This is a genomic window from Sphingopyxis sp. Geo25 (assembly GCF_949769135.1).
Taxonomy (GTDB): domain Bacteria; phylum Pseudomonadota; class Alphaproteobacteria; order Sphingomonadales; family Sphingomonadaceae; genus Sphingopyxis.
Genome location: NZ_CATKOZ010000001.1, coordinates 1,469,585 through 1,493,787, shown reverse-complemented (window position 1 = coordinate 1,493,787; position 24,203 = coordinate 1,469,585). Strand labels below are relative to the sequence as shown.

18 protein-coding genes and 1 tRNA gene are annotated in these 24,203 nt (G+C 64.8%); 9 read left to right on the top strand and 10 right to left on the bottom strand.

Going from position 1 to position 24,203, the window contains the following annotated elements:
- Positions 1-332: 332 nt before the first annotated feature.
- On the bottom strand, positions 333-1,049 hold the full coding sequence (locus QOL68_RS07305) for a 2OG-Fe(II) oxygenase (protein ID WP_282948234.1): 717 nt from the start codon (positions 1,047-1,049) through the stop codon (positions 333-335).
- Positions 1,050-1,224: 175 nt separating this feature from the next.
- On the opposite strand from QOL68_RS07305, the gene QOL68_RS07300 reads away from it, so the two are divergent.
- The 4 genes from QOL68_RS07300 (at position 1,225) to QOL68_RS07285 (ending at position 8,619) form a co-directional block, all read left to right on the top strand.
- Positions 1,225-4,428, top strand: a complete 3,204-nt coding sequence (locus tag QOL68_RS07300) for an autotransporter outer membrane beta-barrel domain-containing protein (protein WP_282948233.1) — start codon at positions 1,225-1,227, stop codon at positions 4,426-4,428.
- A 250-nt stretch (positions 4,429-4,678) separates the two neighbouring features.
- Positions 4,679-5,197 carry an RNA polymerase sigma factor gene (locus QOL68_RS07295; RefSeq protein WP_204992782.1) on the top strand — a complete coding sequence of 173 codons (519 nt, stop codon included), beginning with the start codon at positions 4,679-4,681 and terminating at the stop codon, positions 5,195-5,197.
- Positions 5,190-6,125: a FecR family protein gene (locus tag QOL68_RS07290; RefSeq protein ID WP_282948232.1), complete on the top strand. Its 936-nt coding sequence runs from the start codon at positions 5,190-5,192 to the stop codon at positions 6,123-6,125. Before QOL68_RS07295 ends, QOL68_RS07290 begins: the two co-directional genes overlap by 8 nt.
- Before the next feature lies 1 nt (position 6,126).
- A complete protein-coding gene (locus QOL68_RS07285; protein WP_282948231.1) occupies positions 6,127-8,619 on the top strand; it encodes a TonB-dependent receptor in 2,493 nt (830 codons plus the stop codon).
- Positions 8,620-8,641: 22 nt separating this feature from the next.
- On the opposite strand, the gene QOL68_RS07280 is transcribed toward QOL68_RS07285, so the two are convergent.
- Both QOL68_RS07280 and QOL68_RS07275 read right to left on the bottom strand, forming a co-directional pair.
- The gene (locus QOL68_RS07280; protein WP_282948230.1) at positions 8,642-9,781 is read right to left on the bottom strand and encodes an acyl-CoA dehydrogenase family protein; all 1,140 of its coding nucleotides are present in this window, start codon (positions 9,779-9,781) and stop codon (positions 8,642-8,644) included.
- A 111-nt stretch (positions 9,782-9,892) separates the two neighbouring features.
- Complete coding sequence (locus tag QOL68_RS07275) at positions 9,893-11,086, bottom strand: acyl-CoA dehydrogenase family protein (protein ID WP_282948229.1); 1,194 nt, start codon at positions 11,084-11,086, stop codon at positions 9,893-9,895.
- Positions 11,087-11,239: 153 nt separating this feature from the next.
- Between QOL68_RS07275 and QOL68_RS07270 the strand changes: the two genes are divergently transcribed.
- Positions 11,240-12,316, top strand: coding sequence for an MBL fold metallo-hydrolase (locus tag QOL68_RS07270; protein ID WP_282948228.1), 1,077 nt, complete (start codon positions 11,240-11,242; stop codon positions 12,314-12,316).
- On the opposite strand, the gene QOL68_RS07265 is transcribed toward QOL68_RS07270, so the two are convergent.
- The 5 genes from QOL68_RS07265 to QOL68_RS07245 all read right to left on the bottom strand — a co-directional run bounded on the left by QOL68_RS07265 (position 12,313) and on the right by QOL68_RS07245 (position 17,688).
- On the bottom strand, positions 12,313-13,191 hold the full coding sequence (locus QOL68_RS07265; RefSeq protein WP_282948227.1) for a PAS domain-containing protein: 879 nt from the start codon (positions 13,189-13,191) through the stop codon (positions 12,313-12,315). The genes QOL68_RS07270 and QOL68_RS07265 overlap by 4 nt on opposite strands.
- A gap of 116 nt (positions 13,192-13,307) precedes the next feature.
- Positions 13,308-14,930: a TadG family pilus assembly protein gene (locus QOL68_RS07260; RefSeq protein WP_058455867.1), complete on the bottom strand. Its 1,623-nt coding sequence runs from the start codon at positions 14,928-14,930 to the stop codon at positions 13,308-13,310.
- A gap of 2 nt (positions 14,931-14,932) precedes the next feature.
- On the bottom strand, positions 14,933-15,379 hold the full coding sequence (locus tag QOL68_RS07255; protein WP_282948223.1) for a TadE/TadG family type IV pilus assembly protein: 447 nt from the start codon (positions 15,377-15,379) through the stop codon (positions 14,933-14,935).
- Between the two features lie 158 nt (positions 15,380-15,537).
- Positions 15,538-16,419: a glutathione-dependent disulfide-bond oxidoreductase gene (gene yghU, locus QOL68_RS07250; RefSeq protein WP_282948221.1), complete on the bottom strand. Its 882-nt coding sequence runs from the start codon at positions 16,417-16,419 to the stop codon at positions 15,538-15,540.
- A 75-nt stretch (positions 16,420-16,494) separates the two neighbouring features.
- On the bottom strand, positions 16,495-17,688 hold the full coding sequence (locus QOL68_RS07245) for a CaiB/BaiF CoA transferase family protein (RefSeq protein ID WP_282948220.1): 1,194 nt from the start codon (positions 17,686-17,688) through the stop codon (positions 16,495-16,497).
- 126 nt (positions 17,689-17,814) lie between these two features.
- On the opposite strand from QOL68_RS07245, the gene QOL68_RS07240 reads away from it, so the two are divergent.
- Positions 17,815-21,048 (top strand): amidohydrolase family protein, encoded by a 3,234-nt coding sequence (locus QOL68_RS07240; RefSeq protein ID WP_282948219.1) that lies wholly within the window; start codon positions 17,815-17,817, stop codon positions 21,046-21,048.
- 91 nt (positions 21,049-21,139) lie between these two features.
- Positions 21,140-21,229: transfer RNA gene (locus QOL68_RS07235), tRNA-Ser, on the top strand.
- Between the two features lie 62 nt (positions 21,230-21,291).
- On the opposite strand, the gene QOL68_RS07230 is transcribed toward QOL68_RS07235, so the two are convergent.
- Positions 21,292-21,921, bottom strand: coding sequence for a Yip1 family protein (locus tag QOL68_RS07230; protein ID WP_282948217.1), 630 nt, complete (start codon positions 21,919-21,921; stop codon positions 21,292-21,294).
- Positions 21,922-22,107: 186 nt separating this feature from the next.
- Here QOL68_RS07230 and hspQ point away from each other — a divergent pair, with 186 nt between their 5' ends.
- Positions 22,108-22,494, top strand: a complete 387-nt coding sequence (gene hspQ, locus QOL68_RS07225) for a heat shock protein HspQ (protein WP_204992804.1) — start codon at positions 22,108-22,110, stop codon at positions 22,492-22,494.
- Positions 22,495-22,515: 21 nt separating this feature from the next.
- Here the strand turns inward: hspQ and QOL68_RS07220 are convergent, their stop codons facing one another.
- Positions 22,516-23,388 carry an ABC transporter permease gene (locus QOL68_RS07220; RefSeq protein WP_282948216.1) on the bottom strand — a complete coding sequence of 291 codons (873 nt, stop codon included), beginning with the start codon at positions 23,386-23,388 and terminating at the stop codon, positions 22,516-22,518.
- Between the two features lie 125 nt (positions 23,389-23,513).
- Between QOL68_RS07220 and QOL68_RS07215 the strand changes: the two genes are divergently transcribed.
- Positions 23,514-24,200 (top strand): GcrA family cell cycle regulator, encoded by a 687-nt coding sequence (locus tag QOL68_RS07215; RefSeq protein ID WP_282948215.1) that lies wholly within the window; start codon positions 23,514-23,516, stop codon positions 24,198-24,200.
- Positions 24,201-24,203 lie beyond the last annotated feature (3 nt).

Sequence of the window (24,203 nt, the reverse complement as noted above, 5' to 3'; positions counted from 1 at the left end):
TGGCTGAAGACGCGCCATCTGCTCGTCAGTCAGCCAATACAAATCACTCATCAGTCAGGCTCCTCACAGTGAGCCTGAATCACAGCGGCCTGCTCAAATCAATGGGTCCTGACCCTAGTGTTAAATAGACTAGGCTGTTATCGATCTGCGATGGAGTAGAAAAGAAAATGTTGGACAATTACAGCGAACAATGGCAGAAACGTTGTACGGACTGAATCATGAATTCAGATGCGCGGTGGAACCGTGTGGGTCCGAAATTAAGCGGATGTAATTTGAAAAATTATTTCAAATACATAGGTTTAACTTAACAAAACCACCCTGTCCGCCATTTACTACATCGCATCGTGAAAGATGACGCCCAGGGCGAAGCGTTCGCCGCTGCGGATTTCGCTGACGCCATGGCGCAGCTTGACGCGGTAGGTGCCGCGCGAGCCCTGCCGCGGCGCTTCGTCGACCGCGAAGATGACGGCATCACCCTGCCGCAGCGGCACGACGTGCGGACGCGACTGCATCCGCGGGCGCTGTTCGGTCATCACAAACTCGCCACCGCTGAAATTCTCGCCCGGCCGCGAGAGGAGGATCGCGACCTGGAAGGGGAAGTGCAACGCGCCGTACAGATCCTGATGCAGGCAATTATAGTCGCCGGCGCCATAGCGCAGGATCAGCGGGGTCGGCCGCGATTGGCCGCCGAGCGCGCATTGCGCGAGAAAGCTGTCGTGATCGGCGGGAAAGAGCGTTGTCCGGCCCATCGCCTCCCACCAGTCGTTCGCGATCCCGGCGAGGAACGGATAGAGGGCGCTGCGCAGCGTCGCTACCGGAGCGGGGAGCGGGTAGCGGAAGTAGCGATATTCGCCACGGCCGAAGCCATGACGCTGCATATGGACGGTGCTGCGGTACAGGCCGTCGCTGCCATAGTCCGCTTTCAAGGCCTCGCACTGCGCGTCGTCCAGCAGGCGCGGAACGACGGCCCAGCCCTTGTCGCCCAGATTGCGCGCGATGTTTGCGGTGTCGAGGTCGGCAATGCGGGTTTTAAGGTCCGGCAAGATCATTTGGTCGTCCTTCGATCGGAGAGCGGACCGCGCTTAGCTTCCGTCCGCCTCGCCGGCGTTCCATTTCTTGCGGTCAAAAAGGGCGGCCCGACTTTTTTCCAAGGCTGTCGAACGGGGGTTCCGTCTTGTGGACAGTTCCGGGCGTCCGTCCGGCTCAGACCACAAGAGGATTTTCATGCGCAACACCTTGCTGGCCACCACCTGTCTGGCCGCGATCGTTTCGGTTCCCGCCTTTGCCGAAACCAGCATTACCACCGCCACCACCGCCCCGGTTCGCACCTCGACCATCAAGTCGGGCGCACCGGACGATATCAAGATCAGCTCGACCGGCTCGATCAAGCCCACGAGCGGCACTGCGGTAACGGTCGACAGCAACCACAAGGTCGTCAACGACGGCACGATCGAGATCGGCAACGCCAATGGCGCGACCGGCATCTTCGCCAATGCCGGCACGACGGGTGGGATCACCAACAGCTCGACCGGCAAGATCATCATCGACGAACCCTACGCGCCGACCGACATCGACAATGACGGCGACCTCGACGGTCCCTTCGCAATCGGCAGCGGCCGCACCGGCATCGCGACCGGCGGCGCCTTTGCCGGTAACATCGTCAATTCGGGTACGATCACGATCGAGGGTAATAACTCGGCAGGCATTCGCCTCGGCGGTCCGCTGACGGGCAATTTCACCAATGACGGCACGATCTCGGTGCTTGGCGACAATGCGCTTGGGGTCGGTCTGCAGGATGTCACCGGCAACGTTCGTCTTGCCGGGACGATCACCGCGACCGGGCAGAATGCCACCGCCGCGCGGCTGGCGGGCAATGTCAACGGCTCGCTGGTCGTGCAGGGCACGCTGACCGCGACCGGCTATCGCCTCACCACGCCGCCCGCCGATCCGTCCAAGCTCGACGCCGACGATCTGCTGATCGGCGGCCCGGCGCTATCGATCGAGGGCAATGTCACGGGTGGCATCGTCGTCGCCGTTCCCCCGAAGGACACCAAGCCCGAGGACAAGGATGAGGACAAGGACGGCATCGACGACGACAAGGAAGGGTCGGGTTCGATCCGTTCCTTCGGTTCGGCGCCCGCACTGCGCATCGGCTCCGCCACACAGGACATCGCGATCGGTGCGGTTCCCGGAACGGGTACCGGGCTCGGCCTGATCATCGACGGCGGCGTCGTCGGCAACGGGCTCTATGCAGGCAAGGATGCGACCGCGATCCAGCTCGGCGGCATGGGCCGCAACGTCACGATCGCAGGCGGCATCGGCATCGGCGGCACGGTCGGTGCACAGTCGAACGGCGCATCGGCGACCGCGATCCGCGTCGGCGCCGGTACCTCGACCCCCGAAATCCGCAACGCGGGCAAGATCGAGGCGGCGGGCGGCAGTGGAGCGACCGCGATCACGACGGCAATCGTCGTCGAGGCGGGCGGCAACGTCCCGCTCATCCGCAACAGCGGCTCGATCACCGCAAAGGCAGGCGGCGACAACGGCACCGCGCGCGGCATCGTCGACCTGTCGGGCACGGTGACGACGATCGAAAACAGCGGCACGATCAGCGCCACCGGCGCGCTTGCCACCTCCGACCGCAATATCGCGATCGACCTGTCGGCGAACAACGCCGGAACCACCGTCAAGCAGACCGCCGTGGCGGCGGGCATCGCGGCACCTTCGATCGTCGGCGACGTGCGCTTTGGCGGCGGCAACGACGTCTTCGACATCGCCGATGGCTCGGTGAAGGGGAACAGCTTTTTCGGTGCAGGCAACAACCGCCTCGCGCTGTCGGGCGACGCGACCTACGCCGGCACTGCGCGCTTCGGCGGCGGGAACGATACGCTGGCGCTGTCGGGCAGCTCGGTCTTCACGGGTACGGCGGACTTCGGCGGCGGCATCGATGCGCTGACGATCGCCGGCACGTCGGTCTTCTCGGGCAAGCTGCTGAACGCCCAGGGGCTCTCGGTGTCGGTCGACGGCGGGATGTTCGACGTTTCGGGTGCGACGAGCATTGCCTCGCTGGCGGTGACCAACAAGGGTACCGTCGCGGTGCTGCTCGATAATGGCGCGACGGGCACGGCGCTCAACGTGTCGGGGACCGCGAGCTTCGGCGCGGAGTCGAAACTGGCGCTCAAGCTGACGAGCATCGAAAATGCCGAGGGCAACCACGTCGTTCTGACCGCGGGTACGCTGACCGGCGCGAGCAACCTGACCGCGACGTCGACGTTGCTTCCCTATCTCTACAAGGGCGTGCTGAGCTCGAACGCGAACCAGCTGATCGTCAACGTCTCGCGCAAGAGCGTCACCGAACTCGGTCTCAACCGTTCGGAAGCGAGCGCGTTCGATGCCGTGATCGATGCGGTGACGGCAGACCAGAAGATCGAGGACGTGTTCCTCGGCATCACCGATGGCGCGCAATTCCGCAACCAGCTCGGCCAGATGCTGCCCGAGCACGAAGGTGGCGTGTTCGAAACCGTCACCTCGGGATCGCGCGCGCTCGCCCGCTATCTCCAGGATCCCAACGCGCCGTTCCAGGACGAAGGCAAATGGCGCTACTGGGTCAACCAGGCGGTGTGGGGCACGTCGAAGGGCGTCGGCCAGACCGCAGGCTATGACGTCAGCGGATGGGGCATCTCGCTCGGCGCCGAGATCAAGAGCGACATCGGCAACTTCGGCGGCTCGATTGCCTTCCTGAACGGCAAGGACGGCAACAGCAGCAACGACAGCGAAGTGCAGTCGAGCCAGTTCGAGGGCGCGCTGCACTGGCGGCTCCAGTCGAACGGCTGGCTCGCGCACGCCCGCGTGTCGGGCGCGCCGATCAGCATGAAGGGCACGCGCTCCTTCCGCGCCGAAGCCGGTGCGGAGGACATCGACAAGACGATGCGTGGCAAGTGGGATGCGACGCTCTATTCGGCGTCGGGCTCGATCGCCAAGGACGCGCGTGTCGGCGGTCTGACGCTGCGCCCGACCGTTGCGGTCGATTATTACAAGCTGAAGGAAGACGGCTACACCGAAACCGGCGGCGGCGACGCGCTCGACCTGACGGTCGAGAGCCGCGACAGCGATGAACTGGCGGTCACGGGCAGCGTCGCGGTCGGCCTCGAGTTCGGTGGGACCGACGAATATGACGGTTGGACGCGCTTCGAACTCGAAGGCGGCCGCCGCCAGATCGTCAGCGGCAATCTGGGCGCGACGACAGCGTCGTTCAAGGACGGCACGCCCTTCACCCTGGTTCCTGAGGATCGCACGAGCGGCTGGGTCGGCCGCTTCCGCGGGATCGCCGGCAACTCGGCCTTCCAGGTCGCCGGCGAGGTATCCGCGGAAGAACAGCAGAGCCATATCGGCTGGGCGTTCCGTGCGAGCCTGCGGATCGGCCTCTAGCCCCCTCGGCTGGTCCGCAGCAAGGGGGAAGCACCTCCCTACCCCGCTTCCCCCTTGCCAAGGCTCGAAAGAAATGAAGGAGCAGATGCAGTTAGCAGCAACCGCCCGTCCTGATGCCGGTATCGCCATGCCAATGCGGTTGCACGGCGCGCGCATGGCGCTATATGACGGCGCCATCAGGGGGCCGTATGACGGGCGCCGTCGGGGCGTGTGTCGACAGCAGATGGCATTCCGTAGCAACAATTTTCCCATGACCGAGGCGAGTGATCGAAACGAGGCCGCACAGGGCATCGAGGGCGTGTTGCTCGCCAACCGCGATCGCATTCTGCGTTTTCTCGAGGTGCGCGGCGCGGGCGACTTGGCCGAAGATATCTTTCAGGATCTTTGGATGCGCCTGACCGAACGGCGCATGGGTCCGATCGCCGATCCGCTGCCCTATGTAATGCGCGCCGCGAACAATCTGATGCTCGACCGCTATCGTTCGGCGCGCCAGAGTTCGCTCCGCGATGCCGCGTGGACCGAGGCTTCGTCGGCACAAAAGCCGTCGGCGGAAACCGCGCTCATTTCGCGCGAGCAACTCGCACGCGTCGAACAGGCGATCACGGCGACCGGCGACCGCTCCGCGCGCATTTTTCGTCGGTTCCGGGTCGATGGCGTCGCCCAGCGCGATATCGCGGTCGAGGTCGGCGTCAGCTTGAGCACCGTCGAGGCCGACCTGCGCAAGGTTTATGCCGCCATCGCCAAGCTGAGGAGGCAGTTCGATGCATGACGCTGCGAACAGCGCGGCCGAAGCGCAGGCCATCGACTGGATCATCCGTCAGCGCGATCCGGCTTTCGGCGACTGGGACGATTTTGCCGACTGGCTGGCCGAAGACCCCGCCCATGCGGACATTTATGACGCGCTTGCCTGCCTCGATCAGGATCTGGAAGCGCTGCCGCCCGAAAGCACGCCGTCGGTCGTGATCCGGCCGCGCGAGCAGGTCCGCCCGTCGCGGCGCCTGTGGTTCGGCGGAGCAGTTGTGGCGGCGCTCGTGGCGATGGTCAGCCTGCCCAACCTCGGCCTGTTCGGAAATCCGGACCGGATCGAGACCGCCGCCGGCGAGCATCGCACGATCGAACTCGCCGACGGGTCGAAGATCGAGATCAATGGCGGATCGATCGTCGAGCTTGATAAGGACCGGCCCCGCTTTGCGCGGCTGGAAGCCGGCGAGGCGATGTTCCATGTCGTTCACCGCGAAAAGGACCCGTTCGTGGTCGAAGCGGGGCCGTCGCGGATCGTCGACCTGGGTACGGCCTTCAATGTGGTGCGCCGCGACCGGCAGATCGCGGTGGCGGTTTCCGAAGGCATCGTCCTTTATAATCCGCAGGCCGACAAGGTGCGGGTAACCGCCGGTCAGGCGATCGAGGCGAACGATGGTGACGCCACACCGCCAAAGGTTCGCGATGTCGATATCGCCAACGTCGGCGCGTGGCGGTCGGGGCTGCTGGTTTATAACGCAGCCTCGCTCGCGACCGTCGCCGACGACCTGCGGCGAACGGCGGGGATCGACGTAACGATCAGCGCCGGGGCGGCCGATCGCTCGTTTAGCGGTGCGCTGGTGATCGACAAGGATCGCGCCCGGACCGTCGCCGATCTTGCCGCGCTTTCGGGGACGACGGCCGAACGGCACGGCGATGGCTGGGTGTTGACGCGGTAGGATGACGCGGGGGACCTCCAGCCTGCTGGCGCTCGCGCTGTGCAGCCTGCCCGCGCAGGCGATGGCGGCGGAGGACCGCGTCTTCAACGTGTCGGGCGGCGCGCTGACCACGGCACTGCCGATGCTCAGCCGGCAGGGCGGCGTCAGTATCAGCGTCGCCGATGCACGGCTGTGGCAGGTCGAGGTCAAGCCCGTTCGCGGCCGCATGGATATCGACGACGCGCTGCGGCGGATGCTGGCGGGCACCGGCGCGCGCGCGGTCAAGGTGAGCGCGACGAGCTGGCGGATCGAACGGCGCCGCGAGCCGCAAAGGCTGGTCCGGCAAAGCCCGCCGCCGGTCCGTGCTGCCCCGCAACCCCGGGCGCGCGAGCCATCGCACGACTATGTCGCTTCGGCCGATGAACAGATCATCGTCACCGCAACCAAGACCGACCTTCCCTATTCGCACTTCGCAGGCGTCGCCACCCGGCTGGATGGCGACGATTTGGCGTTCGGCGGCGAGCGCGGGACCGAATCGATCCTGTCGCGCATCGCGACGGTGTCCTCGACCCATCTCGGATCGGGCCGCAACAAGCTTTTCATCCGCGGTATCGCCGATTCGAGCTTTACCGGGCCGACGCAGGCGACGGTGGGGCAATATCTCGGCGATATCCGCCTCAGCTACAATGCGCCCGACCCGGATCTGCGCCTCTACGACATCGACAGCGTCGAGGTGCTCGAGGGGCCGCAGGGAACGCTTTACGGCGCGGGCTCGCTCGGCGGCATCATCCGCACCATTCCCAAGGCACCCGATCCCCGCGAAAGTTCGGTGCAGGCGATTGCCGGTTTCTCGGTGACCCAGCACGGCGAACCGGGCGGGGACATTGCGGGGATCGCCAATGTCCCGGTCGGTGACGGACACGCCTTTCGCCTTGTCGGCTACATGATCTCCGACGGCGGCTATATCGACAACCCCTTGCGCGGACAGGATGACGTCAACCGCGTTCATGTCCGCGGAGGGCGCGGCACCTTTCGCCTTGATGCCGGCGACGACTGGACGATCGATATCGGCGGTGTCTATCAGGCGATCACCTCCGACGACGCTCAATATGCCGACAAGGATGGACCTCCGCTCACGCGCCGTTCGATGGTCGAGCAGAATGCGACCGCGCGCTACGGGTTGGGCACGATTGTCGTGATGAAGGATTGGGACGGCCTGCATTTCCAGTCGTCCAATGCCTATATTGACCACCGGCTCTTCGAGCGCTTCGATGCCAGCGTGCCCGAAGCGCGGCAGGACGGCGGCAACGATTCGGGTGTCATTGTCGGTTCGGTCGATGTGGTGCGGCTGTTCGCGCCGATCCAGATCATGCCGCTGGGCGATGTTCCGCGTGTACTCGACCAGCATAACGCCACGCGCATGTTTGCCAGCGAAAACCGCCTGTCGCGCCCCTATCATGACGGGCTCGGCTGGGTGATCGGCGCCAGTTTCGTCGACAATCGCGCGCGGCAAAATCGCGACTATACCTATGGATCGCTCACCGCCATCCTGCCCGGCGTCACCAACCGCGTCAGCGAATTCACTGGCTATGCCGAAGCGACCGTCGAGGTCATGCCCGACCTCATTGCCTCGGGCGGCCTTCGCCTGTCGCACGCGAAGCTGGACGGCGAGGCCGAGGGCGTATCCTTCGCGCTGGCGCAGGCGGGACGGGCGACGACCGCATCGCGGACCGAGACCGACCTCCTGCCCTCCTTCTCGATCCTGGCGACGCCGCTCGACAATGTGCGGCTCTATGCCCGCTATCAGGAAGGCTTCCGTCCCGGCGGCCTTGCCGTCGACGGCAATTTCGTTCGGCGCTTCCTCAACGACCAGGTTCGCACCTGGGAGGCCGGAATGCGCTTCGGCGACAAGGGCAAGAGCCTCCTCGACGCGAGCATTTCAGTCTCGCATAGCCGCTGGAGAAATATCCAGGCCGATTTCATCGACAGCAACGGCTTCCCGACGACCGCCAATATCGGCGATGGGCGCATCACCAGCGTGTCGGGCGCCGTCGCGGTCCGGCCGAGCGCGGCGCTGACGTTCGATCTCAGCGCCGTCTATAACCACAGCCGGGTCGACGATCTCTCGCCGCAAATCCTGCCGGTATTCGCTGCCACCCCCGCCCGCCTTGGGCGCATCCCCAATGTCGCGAGCCACGCCGTGCGCGGATCGGTCAACTACGCCACCCTGCTCGGCGATCAGGATTTCCGCGTGAATGGCTGGGCGAGCTACATCGGCCCGTCGCGGCTGGGTATCGGTCCCGTGCTTGGCGAGAGCCAGGGCGACTATGTCGACACGGGACTTGCGATGCGCGTAGGAAACGACCGCCGCGGCCTGTCGCTGACGCTCACAAATCTGTTCGATTCGCGCGGCAACCGCTTTTCGCTCGGCACGCCCTTCGTCGAGGGCAATGAGGGGTTCCTGACCCCGCTACGCCCCCGCACGTTGCGGATCGCCGTCGACGTCAGCTACTGACGCCGACGGCCCGCACATCCGGTCAATCGGCCAAGGTGAGCTGTTCGTAGCGATCGAGGTGATAGTCGGCGCTGCCGAACTGCCCCTCGATCATCGTCGCGCGCTTGAAATAATGGCCGATGGCGAGTTCCTGTGTGATGCCGATGCCACCATGCGTCTGAACCGCATTCTGGCCGACGAACTTCGCGCCGCGGCTGACCTTCGATTTGGCAGCCGATACCGCGGCCTTGCGTTCGGCCGCGGGCAGGTCGAGCTTCAGCGTGCCCATGATCGTCATCGAGCGCGCCTGCTCGACCTCCATGAACATGTCGACCATACGGTGCTGGAGTACCTGGAACTTCGCGATCGGCACGCCGAACTGCTTGCGCTGCTGCGTATATTCGAGCGTACCTTCGTGCAGCTTCTGCATCACGCCGGTGGCCTCGGCGCAGACCGCGACCGTCGCTTCGTCGACGATCTGTTCGATCAGCGGCAGCGCCGTACCTTCGCCGCCGAGCAGCGCGTCTGCGGGGATCGCGACATTCTCGAAATAGATTTCCGACGCGCGGCTGCCGTCGACGGTCGGATAATCGCGGCGGACGATGCCGGGCAGGTTCGCGTCGATCAGGAACAGCGACACGCCGTCGCGGTCGCGCTGGCCGCCGCCCGTGCGCGCGGTGACGAGCAGATGCGTTGCCCAGGGCGCCGCATAGACGACGCTCTTGTGCCCGCTCAATACATATCCGGCGCCATCCTTCTTCGCGGTCGTGCGAAGGTTGGCGAGGTCGTAGCGACCTTGCGGCTCGGCATAGGCGAAGGCGACGATGACGTTACCGGCGATGATCTCGGGGATAAACTTGTCGGCCTGTGCTCCGCCGACGGCCTTCAACGCGCCACCTGCGATAACGACGGTGGGCAGATAGGGCTCGATGCCCAGCACCTTGCCGAGCTCTTCCATGACGATCGCATTTTCAAGCGCGCCGCCGCCAAGCCCGCCATGCTCTTCGGCAAAGGCAGCGCCCAGCATACCGAGTTCCTGCGCCAGCGCGGTCCAGATGGCGGGGTCGCGGCCCGGGTCGCTATTGATGAACTTCTGGCGCGTTTCGAAATCATAGGTGTCGGCAAGGAAGCGCGACAGCGTGTCGCGGATCATGTCCTGCGTCTCGGTGTAAGTGAAATCCATTATCCCAGTCCTCAATTTCATCGTCATCCCGGCGAAAGCCGGGATCTCTCCGTCGCTTTATGCAGAGAGGTCGAGATCCCGGCCCTCGCCGGGATGACGTCAATTATGCGTTCAGAGCCCGAGCACCATCTTCGCGATGATGTTGCGCTGAATCTCGTTCGACCCGCCATAGATCGTCGTCTTGCGCGTGTTGAAATAGGTCGGGGCGGCGCGATGGGCATAATCGGGCCCGATCGGATGCTCATTTTCGCCCTCGCCGAAACCGCGGAAATAGGGCGCCCCATAATGGCCGACTGCCTCCAGCGTCAGCTCGGTCAGACGCTGCTGGATCTCCGATCCCTTGATCTTGAGCAGGCTCGATTCGGGCCCCGGTCCCTTGCCCGCATTCGCACCGGCGAGGCTGCGAAGCTCGGTGAATTCGAGCGCGGTCAGGTCGACCTCGAGTTCCGCGATCTTGCGTTTGAAGAAGGGGTTCGCAAGCAGCGGCTTGTCGCCGTCGAGTTCGGTGCGCGCGATGGCCTTCACCTTCTCGACCCCGCGCTTCGACGCCGCGACGCCCGCGATGCCCGTGCGTTCGTGCGCGAGCAGGAACTTGGCGCAGGTCCAGCCCTTGTTTTCCTCATAGACGCGCTGCTCGACGGGGACGCGGACGTCCTCGAGCCACACTTCATTGACTTCATGCTCGCCGCCGAGCGTGATGATCGGCCGCACGGTGATGCCGGGCGATTTCATGTCGATCAGCAGGAAGCTGATGCCTTCCTGCTGCTTTGCATCCTTGTCGGTGCGGACGAGGAAGAAGCCCCAGTCGGCGTGCTGTGCCAGCGTTGTCCAGGTCTTTTGCCCGTTGACGACATAGTGATCGCCGTCGCGAACTGCGGTCGTGCGAAGGCTGGCAAGGTCGGAGCCCGAGCCAGGTTCCGAATAGCCCTGACACCACCAGTCCTCGCCCGACAGAATCCGCGGCAGGAAATAGGCTTTCTGTTCGGGAGTGCCGAAGGTGTAGATCACCGGCCCGACCATCGCGAGGCCGAAGGGCAGCAGACGGATGCAATCGGCACGCGCGGTTTCCTCCGACCAGATGAAACGCTGCGTCGGGGTCCAGCCCGTGCCGCCATATTCAACCGGCCATGCCGGGGCGACCCAGCCCTTCTTGTAAAGGATCTTGTGCCAGGCGAGGAAATCCTCCTTCGCCATCTCTTCGCCTTCATCCTGCTTTGCGCGCAGGTCGGCGGGATAATTTTCGGCGATGAACTCGCGCACTTCCCTCTGGAAGGCGAGATCTTCCGGGCTGAATTCCATGTCCATTATGATTCTCCCAAGGGCACTGGCGCCCTTATAGAAGGCGCTCACGTTTACGTAAAGGTAAGTTGCGAGCCGCAACCCTTTCGGGCAGACTGCGCCGCGCGGCGCCGCTTGTCCAGCGGCGCTCTTTAGGAAAATCATGAGCGGGAGGGGACGATGAAGAGGGGATTGCGCGCGCTGACGGCGTTGCTTGTGTTGATTGCCCTGGTGGGCGGGGCCGCCCTGCTATTCCAGCGCCAGATCGGGATCTGGATGTTCGATCGTGCGGTCGAGCGCGGTGCGGGCCGTGACAATCTGGCGAACCTGCCCGACGGGCTCCACGTCGGTCTTTGCGGAACCGGATCGCCGCTACCTAATCGCGACCGTGCAGGCGCCTGCACCGTGGTGATTGCCGGCAAGGCCATGTTCGTGGTCGATGCGGGCGAAGGCGGTGCGCGCAACATCGCGCTGATGGGGCTTCCCAACGCCAAAATTCGCGCCCTTTTCCTGACGCATTTTCATTCGGACCATATCGACGGGCTCGGTCCGATGATGCTGCTCCGCTGGACGGCGAGCGGCAACACGGCGCCACTTCCCGTCTATGGCCCGAACGGAGTCGAGGCGGTGATCGCCGGTTTTGGTACCGCCTACGCCGCTGACAATGAATATCGCACGGCGCATCACGGCGCCGCGATCGCACCGCCGGCAGCCGCCGGGGCGATCGCGATGCCTTTTGCCGCCCCGGTCGGCCCGGAGGTGGTTTATGAAGCCGACGGACTGAAGGTGACCGCCTTTCCGGTCGATCATCGCCCGGTCCAGCCCGCGGTTGGATATCGTTTCGACTACAAAGGACGGAGCGTCGTGATCAGCGGCGACACCGGTCCGTCGAAGATGGTCGAAACCGCGGCCAAGGGCGCCGACCTGCTCGTCCACGAGGCGCTTCAACCCGAAATGGTCAAGGCGCTGGCCGCCAGGCTGAAGGCCGCAGGGCGTCCGCAGACCGCGCAGATCATGCATGATATCATCGACTATCACGCGACCCCGGCACAGGCGGCGGCCAGCGCGAAGACTGCAGGGGTGAAGATGCTGGTGCTGAGCCATATCGTGCCGCCCTACCCTCTGCGCTATCTCGACGCGGCATTTCTGGGCGATGCGAAAGACAAGTTCGATGGGCCGGTCATCGTCGGCGAGGATGGAGATTATTATTCCATGCCCGTCGGCACCAAGGATATCCGGCGCGGAAACTGGTTCTAGGCTCGGGTCACGGCGATCATCGCGCCTTCGCTGGCATAGGCGCTGCGACGCTCGGCGATTGCCAGCATCACCGGAACCGCGTCCCCCTCGCGTGTAATCAGCGCGGAGGCCAGCCGTGTTGGCAGGCCAGTGCGGAACACTGTCTCCAACGCTTCACCAAAGCTCGTCCGCTCCTTCATCGCGACGAGAGCGGAGAAGCGGACGCGCCGGATCGCGGCCGGGTCGACCCCGACCCATGCGGTCAGTGCGTCATTCGCATCCTCGACCGCCTCGCGCACGGAAATCGCGGCACAGCCGATATCGCCATGCGCCCCGATAGCGTCGGCCAGCGCCCGCCGCGCATCATTCTCCGACAGCTCGGCCATGGCTGCGCTGACGTCACGCAGCAACAGCGCCCCGCCGGCGGGGATCGGCACCAATTCGGCATGTACCCATCGACGCGGGCTGAGCAGCCCCGGCACATCACCTGAAAAACGCTCGCGATGGTCGAGCAGCCGGTGGATATGCGCGAGCAGCAGGTGGCGGCCGAATTGGGGCAGCGCCTCGACGAGGTTGCGGCCGACCATTTCGGCCGCAGCGGTGGCGAACATGTCCGAGGCGGCGGGGTTGGCGGCGATGATCCGCCTTTCGCGATCGATGACCAGGATCCCGTCATGGATCGATTCGACCAGATCGGCCAACGATGCGCGCAAGTCCCTGACCGCCGGGCCGGTGTGGCCCAGTCGGCGATAATCGTCGAGCGAGATCAGCACATGGGCGTCCTTGCCGTGGTGCGTCACCACCACCGGCTTGCGTGCCGCCTGCAATCGCCAGTTCGCGAAGCCCCGGATAAAGTCCGCCGCCGAAACACGCTGGGGTTCCTGAGTTGCTGCCATTCGCGCCTCCCGGACCCATTCTAACCCTCCATCCAGCGATGCGGCGCCAATTTCGGTCCGGATAGCTGCGGAACGCGCCCTGTTATGTCCGGTTTGGTAGCGATCCTGATCGCGCGTCAGACCAGCTTGGCCTTGCTGCAACGAAGCGCGTTCACGCGGGCGTCGGCTTCGCCGATATGGACGCCGAGCAACCCGGTGACGCTCTCCAGAACCCCGTCGAGCACCGGGGCTGCAAGGCCGACCGCATCGCCCACCACTTTGGCCAGAGTCTTGGAATTCAGGCCGAGGCCGAGAATATTGACGGTAAGGTCCGTGCGGTCGGCAAGCGACTTGGCTGCGCCAGCGACGAGGCCGGTGCTTTCCACCGTCTTGACTGTCCCGCGATCGATGTCGTCGCGCGAAAAGCCAGCCGGTTTGGGATTGAGATCGGAGAGGACAAGTTCGGCCTTACCCTCGACGCTGGCAAGCGGCAGCTTGAGCAGCTTTGCCGGGGCCGGATCGATCGGGCGTTGCATGTTCTGGAAGTCGGCGGCGCCGACCTTTCCGAGCGCCAGCGTCGCGGGTGATGTCGTGACGCCAAGGCGCACGGCGTTGCTGCTTCCTCGCCTGCAGTCGATCTCGGTTATCCGCGCCGAAGCCGACCCAAGTTCGGCGAACACGGGGATTTCCACCGTGGCCAGCGGCGTCGCGACTTTCGTCTCCATCTTGAGCCGCACCTGCGCCGTGCGAACGATGACCTGTTGATTGTCGGTGACTGCGATCAGCGGCGACTGCGCCGGAGGCTCGCCGATCAGAAGCGCGACATCGACTCCCGACCCACCCGGCAAGCCGGTGGCGAGCGACAGGTCGACCTGGCGGTTGGCGTTGGCAAGCAGCAGCATCGAGCGGAGCAGACCGAGCGCGTTGACTTTTACCGGATTGGCCGGATCGACGCGGATGCTCGACGAGCGCGGCCCAAGGTCGATCGCGCGCGACGGGAGCAGGCTGCGCGGGAGCGCGCTGTCGGCGATCGTGCCGAGCGCCGACGCAACCTTTGCATCCGTGCTCGATTTCGACAGCGCCGACAGCACCTGCGGCAATGTTGCCTGCGTGTTCAGCGTCTGGCCGAAGGTCAGGACATCGGCATCGAGTTCGGTCCTGAGGGCGTCGGAAAAAGCAAGCAGGTCGATATCGGCGCTCGCGAGCGCGTTATAGTCCATGACCGAGAGATTGACCTGGCTGCCGGTCAGCGCCGACAGCAGTGCGTTCGGGATGCCGCCGTGGACCGCGGCGACGCGCGATCCCAGCGAGAAAGCCGCATATCCCCGTCGCGCACCGGTTGCCGAGGCGCCGATGACCGTACTCTGCCGCCCGGTCAGGAAGCTGCCGAAAAACATCGGGCGGTCGCGCGTTAGGACGATACGCACGGCGTTCGGCGTCGCCCCGCCCGCGTTGAAACGCTGCTCGGCGGGAATCGCGGCGTCGGGCCGATAGGTGCCGGCCTCGAGCGAGGCGATGACGATGTTGCAATTGCAGTTGGCGGCGATGACGCGCTCCGCCGCCGCGCGCTCCTCGCCGGGCTTGCCCGCGGCGGCGAGCGCAGCCGCATCGGCGATGCCCTGCAGCTTGCGGCGATCGAGCTGGAAGGAGCCGATGTCGACCGCCAGCGCCGCCGCGCCGATCAGCATCGTCAGCGCGGCGGCCGATGTCACGCCGATACCGCCGCGGCGGTCGGCGACAAGATTTGTGAACAGGTGCATGGTCAATCCACCGGCAGTTCGAAGGTCGCGCGGGCGCGGATCACATGGCCTGGCGACGGGACGAAGGAAGAGCGGAGAAAGCTGGTCTGCGGCGCGGTGTAAGTAACGGCGACGGTCACGGCGTCGGTCGTTTCTGCGACAGATACGTTGCGGCGGGCGACCGCATAACCGCCGACGCCCTGCATACTGCGGTCGACCGCGCGCGTGGCGATGGCGCGCCGGTCGGCGGCGTCGAGCCCGACGATCGCCGCTCGGGCTCCGTCATTGGCGGCCTGCTGCACGCTGTGCGCGAGCATGAAATATTGGCCATAGACCAATATGCCCATCATCAGCGCAAGCAAGAGCGGCAGCACGAGCGCCATCTCGACGATCGCGGCCGCCCGCTCGCTGCGGACCAGTCGGGCGGGCAGCAAGCGGGCAAGCCGCAGGGGTAAGATCGGTCGGGTCATGCGACGTAGCATGGCGTCGCCCGATGAATCCCGCGTCTCGGCGCGTGCGCCGCAATGTTCCGTACTTTATGTATTTTCGAGCGACCCAATCGCTCGCAAATCCGCCACCGTCGCCGAACCGTTAACGGCGCAGCGGCGGCGCAAAACGAAAAACCCGATTATTCGGCGGCTTCGGCTTCCAGCTTGTCCTGTGTGCGCAGGTCAAAGTCGGACGCGTCATGGCGTTCGCGAAGCTGGCTCGACGGTTCGCCCATCACGCGATTGACCATGCGTCCGCGTTTGACCGCCGGGCGCGCCGCAATCTGGTCGGTCCAGCGTTGGACATTCCTATACTCCTGCACCTGCAGAAATTCGCCGGCATCGTAAACCAACCCCTTCGCGAGCGCGCCGTACCACGGCCAGATTGCCATGTCGGCGATCGAATAGTCGGCGCCCGCGACATATTCGTTCTCGGCCAGCCGCCGGTCGAGCACGTCGAGCTGGCGCTTCACCTCCATCGCATAGCGGTTGATCGGATATTCCTGCTTCGTCGGGGCATAGGCATAGAAATGACCGAAACCGCCGCCGAGGAACGGCGCGCTGCCCATCTGCCACATCAGCCACGACAGAGTCTCGGCGCGCTTCGCAGGCTCGGTCGGCAGGAACTCGCCGAATTTTTCGGCGAGATAGATCAGGATCGCCCCCGATTCGAACACGCGGATCGGATCGGCGCCACTGCGATCGACGAGCGCGGGGATCTTGCTGTTCGGATTGGCGTCGACGAAGCCGCTCGAAAACTGGTCGCCTTCGCCGATGTTGATCAGCCAGCCATCATATTCGGCGCCGCTATGGCCGGCTGCGAGCAATTCCTCAAGCAGCACCGTGACCTTCACGCCGTTGGGCGTGCCGAGCGAATAGAGCTGGAGCGGATGTTTGCCGATCGGCAGATCCTTGTCGTGCGTCGGGCCGGCGATCGGGCGGTTGATGTTCGCAAACCGCCCGCCGCTGTCCTTGTCCCAGGTCCAGATTTTCGGCGGCACATATTCACTCTGGTCGGTCATCGGGAAGCTCCTGCTCTTGATTTTGTACTGATCGGTACTTAATCGTCCCAACCGCGGTCGTCCAGCGTCGGCCGCTCAAATAATGCTTTGCGCCCGCAAAGCGGAAATCGCGTCGGGGCTGTAACCGATCTCGGCGAGTATCATATCGCTATGCTCGCCGACGCGCGGAGCGCGTGCGGGATCGGCCTTGGCGCTTCCCGACAGATCTATCGGCGCCCGGATTATCGGAATATCCTGGGCTGCGCCGGGATAGGCAACCGGCTCGACGAGCGCCATCGCCATAACCTGCGGCTGCGCCAGCACCTCGCTGGACCGCAACACGGGTGCTGCGGGCACGCGCGCGGCGCCAAGTTCCGCGATTGCGTCGCTGCTGGTGCGGTCGATGCACCATTGCTGCATGATGACGCTAAGCTCCTCGCCATTGTCGCCGCGCAGGATATCGCTGGCGTAGCGCGGGTCATCGACCAGTTCGGGGCGACCCATCAGCCCGGCCCATCGCGCGAAGATGCTACCGCCGACAATCTGGGTGACGATCCAGCCATCGCGGGTGCGGAATATGTCGGTCGGCCCCGAACTGAAGCTGCGATTGCCGATGGGCTGCCGTTCGATGCCGTTCAGCGCATGGTCGATCGTCAGCGAATTGGTCATCGCAAGCGCAGTGCCGAGCAGCGACCCAGACACGCACTGCCCCACTCCCGTCGTCTCGCGTTCGCGCAGCGCGATCATAACGCCGAACGCGGTGTGGAGCGCGGTGCCGAAATCGACGAAATTGACCTGGGCGCGATAGGGCTGATCGGGCGTACCGGTCAGATGCACGGACCCCGACATCGCCTGCCCAACCGCATCGAAACCGACGTTTTTCGCAAGCGGCCCCTCGCTACCGAAAGCCGATGCGGTGGCGAGGATGACGCGCGGATTGATCGCCGACAGGCTGTCATAGTCGAGGCCGAGCTTGACGAGCGCATCGTGCGGCAGGTTGGCGACGACGACATCGGCGGTTTCGACGAGCCGCCGGACGATCTCGCGGCCCTCGGGGCTTCCGGGCTTCAGGGTCAGGCAGCGCTTGCCGCGGTTCATCTGCATGAACATCGCGCCAGAGCCGTCCTCCGCGACCGGAACGGTATAGCGATCGTCGTTGCCGCCCGGCGCCTCGATACGGATGACGTCGGCACCATAATCGCCGAGCAATGCCGCGCAGTAAGGGCCCGCGATGTAACGGCCGAAATCGAGTACCCTTATTCCCGTCAGCGGCACATCGGCCCTCCCCATCTTTTCCGTCTTGCAACCGCGCTAGCAGTCGCCCGTCGACCGTGCCAGTTCTTCGTCGAAACCAGTCCCTTGCATGTGGCGCGGCAAATCATATGGTCGCTGCAAATTTCAACAGGGGATAATTAAATGGCGCGCTTCGCACTCGCCTTCACGGCGGCTTTGGCCTGTTCGACTTCGGCTTGGGCGCAGTCCGCGCCGGCCGATGCCAAGCCCGAAAAGTGGGACGTCAACGCCCCTCCCGGCATGACGACGCACAAGGTGCCGATCGCGGTCGACGAGGGTAGCTGGATGAACGTCGACGTTGCGCCCGACGGCCGCACCATCGCGTTCGACCTGCTCGGCGACATCTATACCATGTCGATCGAGGGCGGCACGCCCACGCGGATCGCCGAAGGGCTTGCCTACGAGCATCAGCCGCGTTTCTCGCCCGATGGCAAGCGTATCGCCTTCGTCTCGGACCGCGGCGGCGGCGACAATATCTGGCTGATGAACCGCGACGGCAGCGACAAGCGGCAGCTCAGCAAGGAGGAATTCCGCCTGCTCAACCAGCCGAGCTGGAGCCCCGACGGGCAGTTCATCGTCGCGAAGAAGCATTTCACCACCGGTCGCTCGCTCGGCACCGGCGAGGTCTGGATGTATCATGTCTCGGGCGGCGCGGGCGTGCCGCTGGTCAAGAAGCCGAACGAACGCCACCAGAAGGAACTCGGCGAGCCGATCTTCGCGCCCGACGGCAAGGGGGTCTATTACACGCGCAACGTCACGCCCGGGCCGATTTTCGAATATGCACAGGACAGCAACGGCGACCTGTTCCACATCGAACGCTACGATCTGAACGATGGCGAGGTCACGACGGTGGCCGCTGGCCCCGGCGGCGCGGTGCGGCCCTCCCCGTCGCCCGATGGCAAGAAGCTCGCCTATGTTCGCCGCGAGGGAACGCAGTCGAAGCTCTATGTGAAAGACCTCGCCTCGGGCGCCGAGAAGAAGCTCTATGACGCGCTCGACCAGGATGTGCAGGAAACCTGGGCGGTGACCGGCGTCTATCCCAATATGAGCTGGACACCCGACAGCCGGGACATCGTCTTCTGGGCGGGGGGCAAGCTCCGCCGCGTAAACAGCACCGGCGGCGACGCGCGGATCATTCCGTTCACTATCGACGACGATCGCGTCATCATCGACGCGACCCATCCGGCGGTCGAGGTCGCGCCCGACAGCTTCGAGACGAAAATGCCGCGCTGGGCCGAAGTGTCGCCCGACGGGAGCACCGTCGTATTCGAAACGCTCGGCAAACTGTGGCTCAAGCCCGCAGCCGGCGGCACCGCGCGGCGCCTGACCGCGGCCAAGGACAATGCGTTCGAACTGTGGCCCAGCTGGTCGCGCGACGGCAAATCTGTTGTGTTCGTGCGCTGGACCGACGCCGGGCTTGGCGAAATCCACATAGCCGGAAGGGGCGGCGGATCGTCGCGCAAGATCACGGCCAGCCCCGGTCACTATGCCGAGCCGCGCTTCTCGCCCGATGGCAAGCTGATCGCGTTTGAAAAGCGCTCGGGCGGTGGCCTCCGGTCGGAACGCTGGGGCGATAATCCCGGCATCTACCGGATCGCGGTGAGCGGCGGCGCTGCCGAACGGGTCAGCGACAATGGCGCCAAGCCGCAGTTCGGCGCCGCCAGCGACCGCATCTTCATGATCGCGTCGGCCGACAGCAAGAATCAGCTGATCTCGACCGATCTGCACGGACAGGACAGGCGCGTCCACGCCAGCGGCGAACTCGTCAGCGACTATGAGGTGTCGCCCGATGGCCGCACGTTAGCCTTCCGGCAAAATTACGATGCCTATGTCACACCGCTGATGCCCGGCGGGCAGGATGTTTCGCTCTCGACCTCGGGCGGCCCGATGCCGGTGACGCGCGTGAGCGGTAGCGGCGCCGATTATGTGCATTGGTCCGACGGCGGCAAGCGCCTGCACTGGACCCGCGGGCCGACGCTGTTCAGCGCCGACCTCGGCAGCTTCTTCGCGAGTGCTCCGGCGGCGGGTGAAGACAAGCCGGCCAAATTCGTGCCGCCGACCAGCGGCGTGTCGCTCGCGATGACCGCGCCAGTCGCGAAGCATAAAGGCACCGTCGTCATCACCGGCGCGAAGATCCTCACCATGGCGGGCGCCGATGGCGGCATCATCGACAACGGCGCGATCGTGATCGAGGGCGATCGCATCGCCGCTGTCGGCGCGGCAGGCGCGATCGCCGTTCCCGCCGGCGCAGTGACGGTCGATGCCTCCGGCAAGACGATCGTCCCCGGCTTCGTCGACGCACACGCGCATGGCCCGCATGGCGACGACGAGCTTGTGCCGCAGCAGAACTGGTCGGAAATCGTCAACCTCGCGATGGGTACGACGACGAGCCACAACCCTTCGTCGCGCGCATCCGAAATATTTGTGTCGTCCGAGATGCAGCGCGCGGGACTGATCCTCGCGCCGCGCATCTTCTCGACCGGTGAGATCATCTACGGCGCGAAGGTGGCTGGTATCTACGCCGAAATCAATGGCTATGAGGATGCCCTCGCGCATGTCCGCCGCCTGAAGGCGCAGGGTGCGCATAGCGTCAAGAATTACAACCAGCCGCGCCGCGAGCAGCGCCAGATGGTTGTGAAGGCTGCGCAAGCCGAAGGCATGGAGGTCGTGCCCGAGGGCGGCTCGCTCTATACGATGGACGTCACGCTCATCCAGGACGGCAATTCGACCGTCGAGCACAACATCCCGCTCCACACCTTCTACAAGGATCTGGTGCAGCTCTGGGGTCAGACCAAGACCGACTACACGCCGACGCTTGTCGTGACCTATGGCGGTCCTGCGGGCGATCCTTATTGGCGCGCCCACACCAATGTCTGGGAGCAGCCGATCCTGTCGCGCCATGCGCCGCCCGCAGAGCTGGCGGCAAACAACAAGCGCCGCGTCATCGCGCCCGAGGGCGACTATGTCGACGACGATAGCGCGCGCGAGGCGAAGAAGATCGCCGATACCGGCCGCATGGTCTCGATCGGAGCGCATGGCCAGCAGGCGGGGCTCGGCGCGCATTGGGAGATCTGGTCCTTCGTGCGCGGGGGCTGGAGCAATATCGATGCGCTGCGGGCCGCGACGATCATGCCGGCGACGTCGCTGGGCTATGCAAAGGATGTCGGTTCCCTGGAGGTGGGCAAGCTCGCCGATTTGCTGATTCTCGACGCCGATCCGACGCAGGACATTCGCAATACCGAGAAGATCCATCGCGTCATGCTCGGCGGGCGCCTCTACGATCCGCTCACGATGGACGAGGTTGGCACGGGGACGCGCAAGCGCCAGCCCTATTGGTGGGAGGCCGAAAGACCCTGATTTATTGCGGATGCAGATGGCGGCCGACGATTTTGTGACGAGAGGGTTGCAAGACTCGACGGCCGCCGCTAGGGGCGTCTCCTCTCAGCGAGGAGAGTTGGCTGAGTGGTCGAAAGCGTCGCACTCGAAATGCGAAGTGCCGGCAACGGTACCGAGGGTTCGAATCCCTCACTCTCCTCCATTTTTCTCTTTTTTTGACCAAGGCGAACGCCGCCCCGGATGCACCGGGACGGCGTGTGCAACCTATCCCCTGATGCTGACCAGCGAGGGCGCGGCCAGCGCGCCGACCACCGCGCCGATGATCAGGAACAGCACGATATAGACGATGATCACGACCACCGTGTAACCGATCGCCTTGTCCTGCGGCGCCTTCATCACCACCGGCAGGCCGAGGTACAGCAAGTAAAGCCCGTACAGCGCGAACAGAAGGCCGATGATGCCGAGCGCCGGGATGAGCCCGAAGATACCGCCCACCCAGCCAGCCGTCCCGGCGTACGCGGCGACCTTCAGCGCCTGCACCTGATCCTTCTGGCCGCCGAAACTCGGCGCGAGGCCGTCGATGACGAGGGCGAGGATGAATACCGTCGCGAGCGAGAGGCCGTAGGTCACGATTGCCGTCACGAGCGCGCCGACCAACGGCGGATGATAGGTGATCCCGAGCATCGAGATGCCGAATAGCTGCCCGCCGATAAAGCCGGCCAGCGGCCCGATCGCTGCGAGCAAGACCACATAAGGCACATAGATCGACTGCGTCGTCGCGGGCTCGGCAGCGATGACGGGCCAGGTTTCCTTGGGCTTGAGAAGGATATCCTTCGCGCGGCTGATAACGCCCGCGGCCATCGGCGGAAGATTGTTCGAAGGTATTTCGGTCATGAAAAGCGCCTCCCCTGGGTCAAGACGGCCCGCAAACCCGAACCGGTCGGGCGAAGGCCGAGGGAGCAAGCTAGCCCGAACGGCCAACGCATCTGTAATCCCCGTCACAGGGCCGGAATCGGCCTGCCGCGGTGCCCGCCAGTGTAACGGACTTGAAACGGGCGTAAATAGCCATAGATTGACGATATGACGTCAAAGACACCTTCCGGTTCGCCGGGCCAGATTCCCCCTCTCGTTGCCGCTCCGCTCATCGAACGCGCGCGCTTCGCCCCTGGCGATATCGTCCGCCACCGCCTGTTCGACTTTCGCGGCGTCGTGTTCGACGTCGATCCGGTCTTTTCGAACAGCGACGAATGGTACGAGGCTATCCCCGAAGCCATTCGTCCGGCGAAGGAGCAACCCTTTTACCACCTGCTGGCCGAAAATGAGGATTCATCCTATATCGCCTATGTCAGCCAGCAGAATCTGGTCGGCGATTCAGAACAGGGTCCGGTCGATCATCCGCAGATAGAGGTGCTGTTCGACGGGATGGCGAAGGGCCGTTATCGCGTCCGTTCGATCCACCGGCACTGATCGCGCGACTTTGGGCGCGCGTCAGGCCTTCAGCTTCCATCCCGACACGAGCAGGCGATAGGTAATAACGCCCAGCACGATGTTGGTCGCGACCAGCACCAGCGCCGCGGTCAGCACAGGATGGGAGATCGTCGAGTCGACGGTCCCGATGAAGCCGAAACGAAAACCCATGATCGCATAATAGACGGGATTTGCGTGCGCGACGCCCTGAAACCACGGCGCGAGGCGGTCGACCGAATAGAAGGTGCCCGACAGCAGTGCGAGCGGCGTGACGACAAAATTGGTCACCGCAGCGGCATGATCGAACTTTTCGGCCCAGACAGAAGTGACGAGGCCCAGAAAGCCGAGCATCATCGCGCCGAGCACGCCGAACAGCGCGACCGCCCACAGATGGTCAGGCCCGACATGGACCCCGGGCCAGAGCAGCATCGCAAGCCAGAGGGCGAAGCCGACGAGGATCGCGCGGGTGACAGCGGCGCCGATCAGCGCGGTGACCAGTTCGCCGACGCCGAGCGGCGGCATCAGATAGTCGACGATCGTGCCCTGGATCTTGCCGACGAGCAGCGAGAAGCTGGAATTCGCGAAGCTGTTCTGCAGCATCGCCATCATGATCAGCCCCGGCGCGATGAAGTCGGCAAAGGGCACGCCGATGACTTTCCGCCCCGCGCCGCCCAGCGCAACGGTGAAAATGACCAGAAAAAGAAGGGTCGTTACCGCCGGAGCCCAGATTGTCTGGAGCTGGACCTTGAAAAAGCGCCGCACCTCCTTGACATATAGGGCCTGCAGGCCGGGCACGTTCAGCGTCCGGATATGCGGGACGCCGGGTTCGGCAAACGCCCGCGCCGCGGCGTTGTTGTTCGAGTCGGATCGCGAAATTTGGGGCTGGTCGTTCATGGCGTTCTCGCCTATCGCCTCCCCGATCTTACCGCAAGCTGGGCAGCGACTGGAACCGGTTCCCAAAAGGATCGGTAACGCGGATCGCCGGACGCCCCTTGCGTGGAATGATGAGGAATTGAAACATGTCATGGACCGATGAGCGCATCGAACAGCTGCGCAGCATGTGGGAAAAGGGCCTGACCGCCAGCCAGATCGCCGACGAACTTGGCGGGGTCAGCCGCAATGCGGTGATCGGCAAGGCGCATCGCCTGGGCCTGAAGTCGCGGCCGTCGCCGGTGAAGGCGACCGAAAAGGTCACGAAGCCCGTAAAGGCGCCCGCCGCGCCCAAGCCTGCCTCGCCGGCGCCTGCCGCGCCGCGCGCGGCGGCGCCCGTCGCGCCCCGGCCGGTTGCCGCGGTGCCGAAGCCTGAACCCAAGCCCGTCGTCGAAGCATCGGACGAGGATGGTTCCGAAGCGCCGCCGAAGCCCGATGCGCCGCGCATCGTCTCGATCGGTCCCGGCGGCTTCATTCGCCAGGGTCCGGGCGACCAGCAGGCGCCCATCCCGCCCGCGCCGCCGCGCCGACTGGTGCCCGCGAAGCCGAGCCCCGAGATCGCCGACAAGACGAGCCTGCTCGACCTCAACGACCGCATCTGCCGCTGGCCGATGGGGCATCCGGGCGAGCCGGACTTCCATTTCTGCGGCGTCGCGGTGAACCCTGGCTTCCCCTATTGCGTTGAGCATTGCGGCCGCGCCTATCAGGCTCAGCTTCCGCGCGGCACGCGCCGTCCGCCCCCGCCCCCGCCGTTCGGTGGTCCCCGGGTTCGTTAAGAC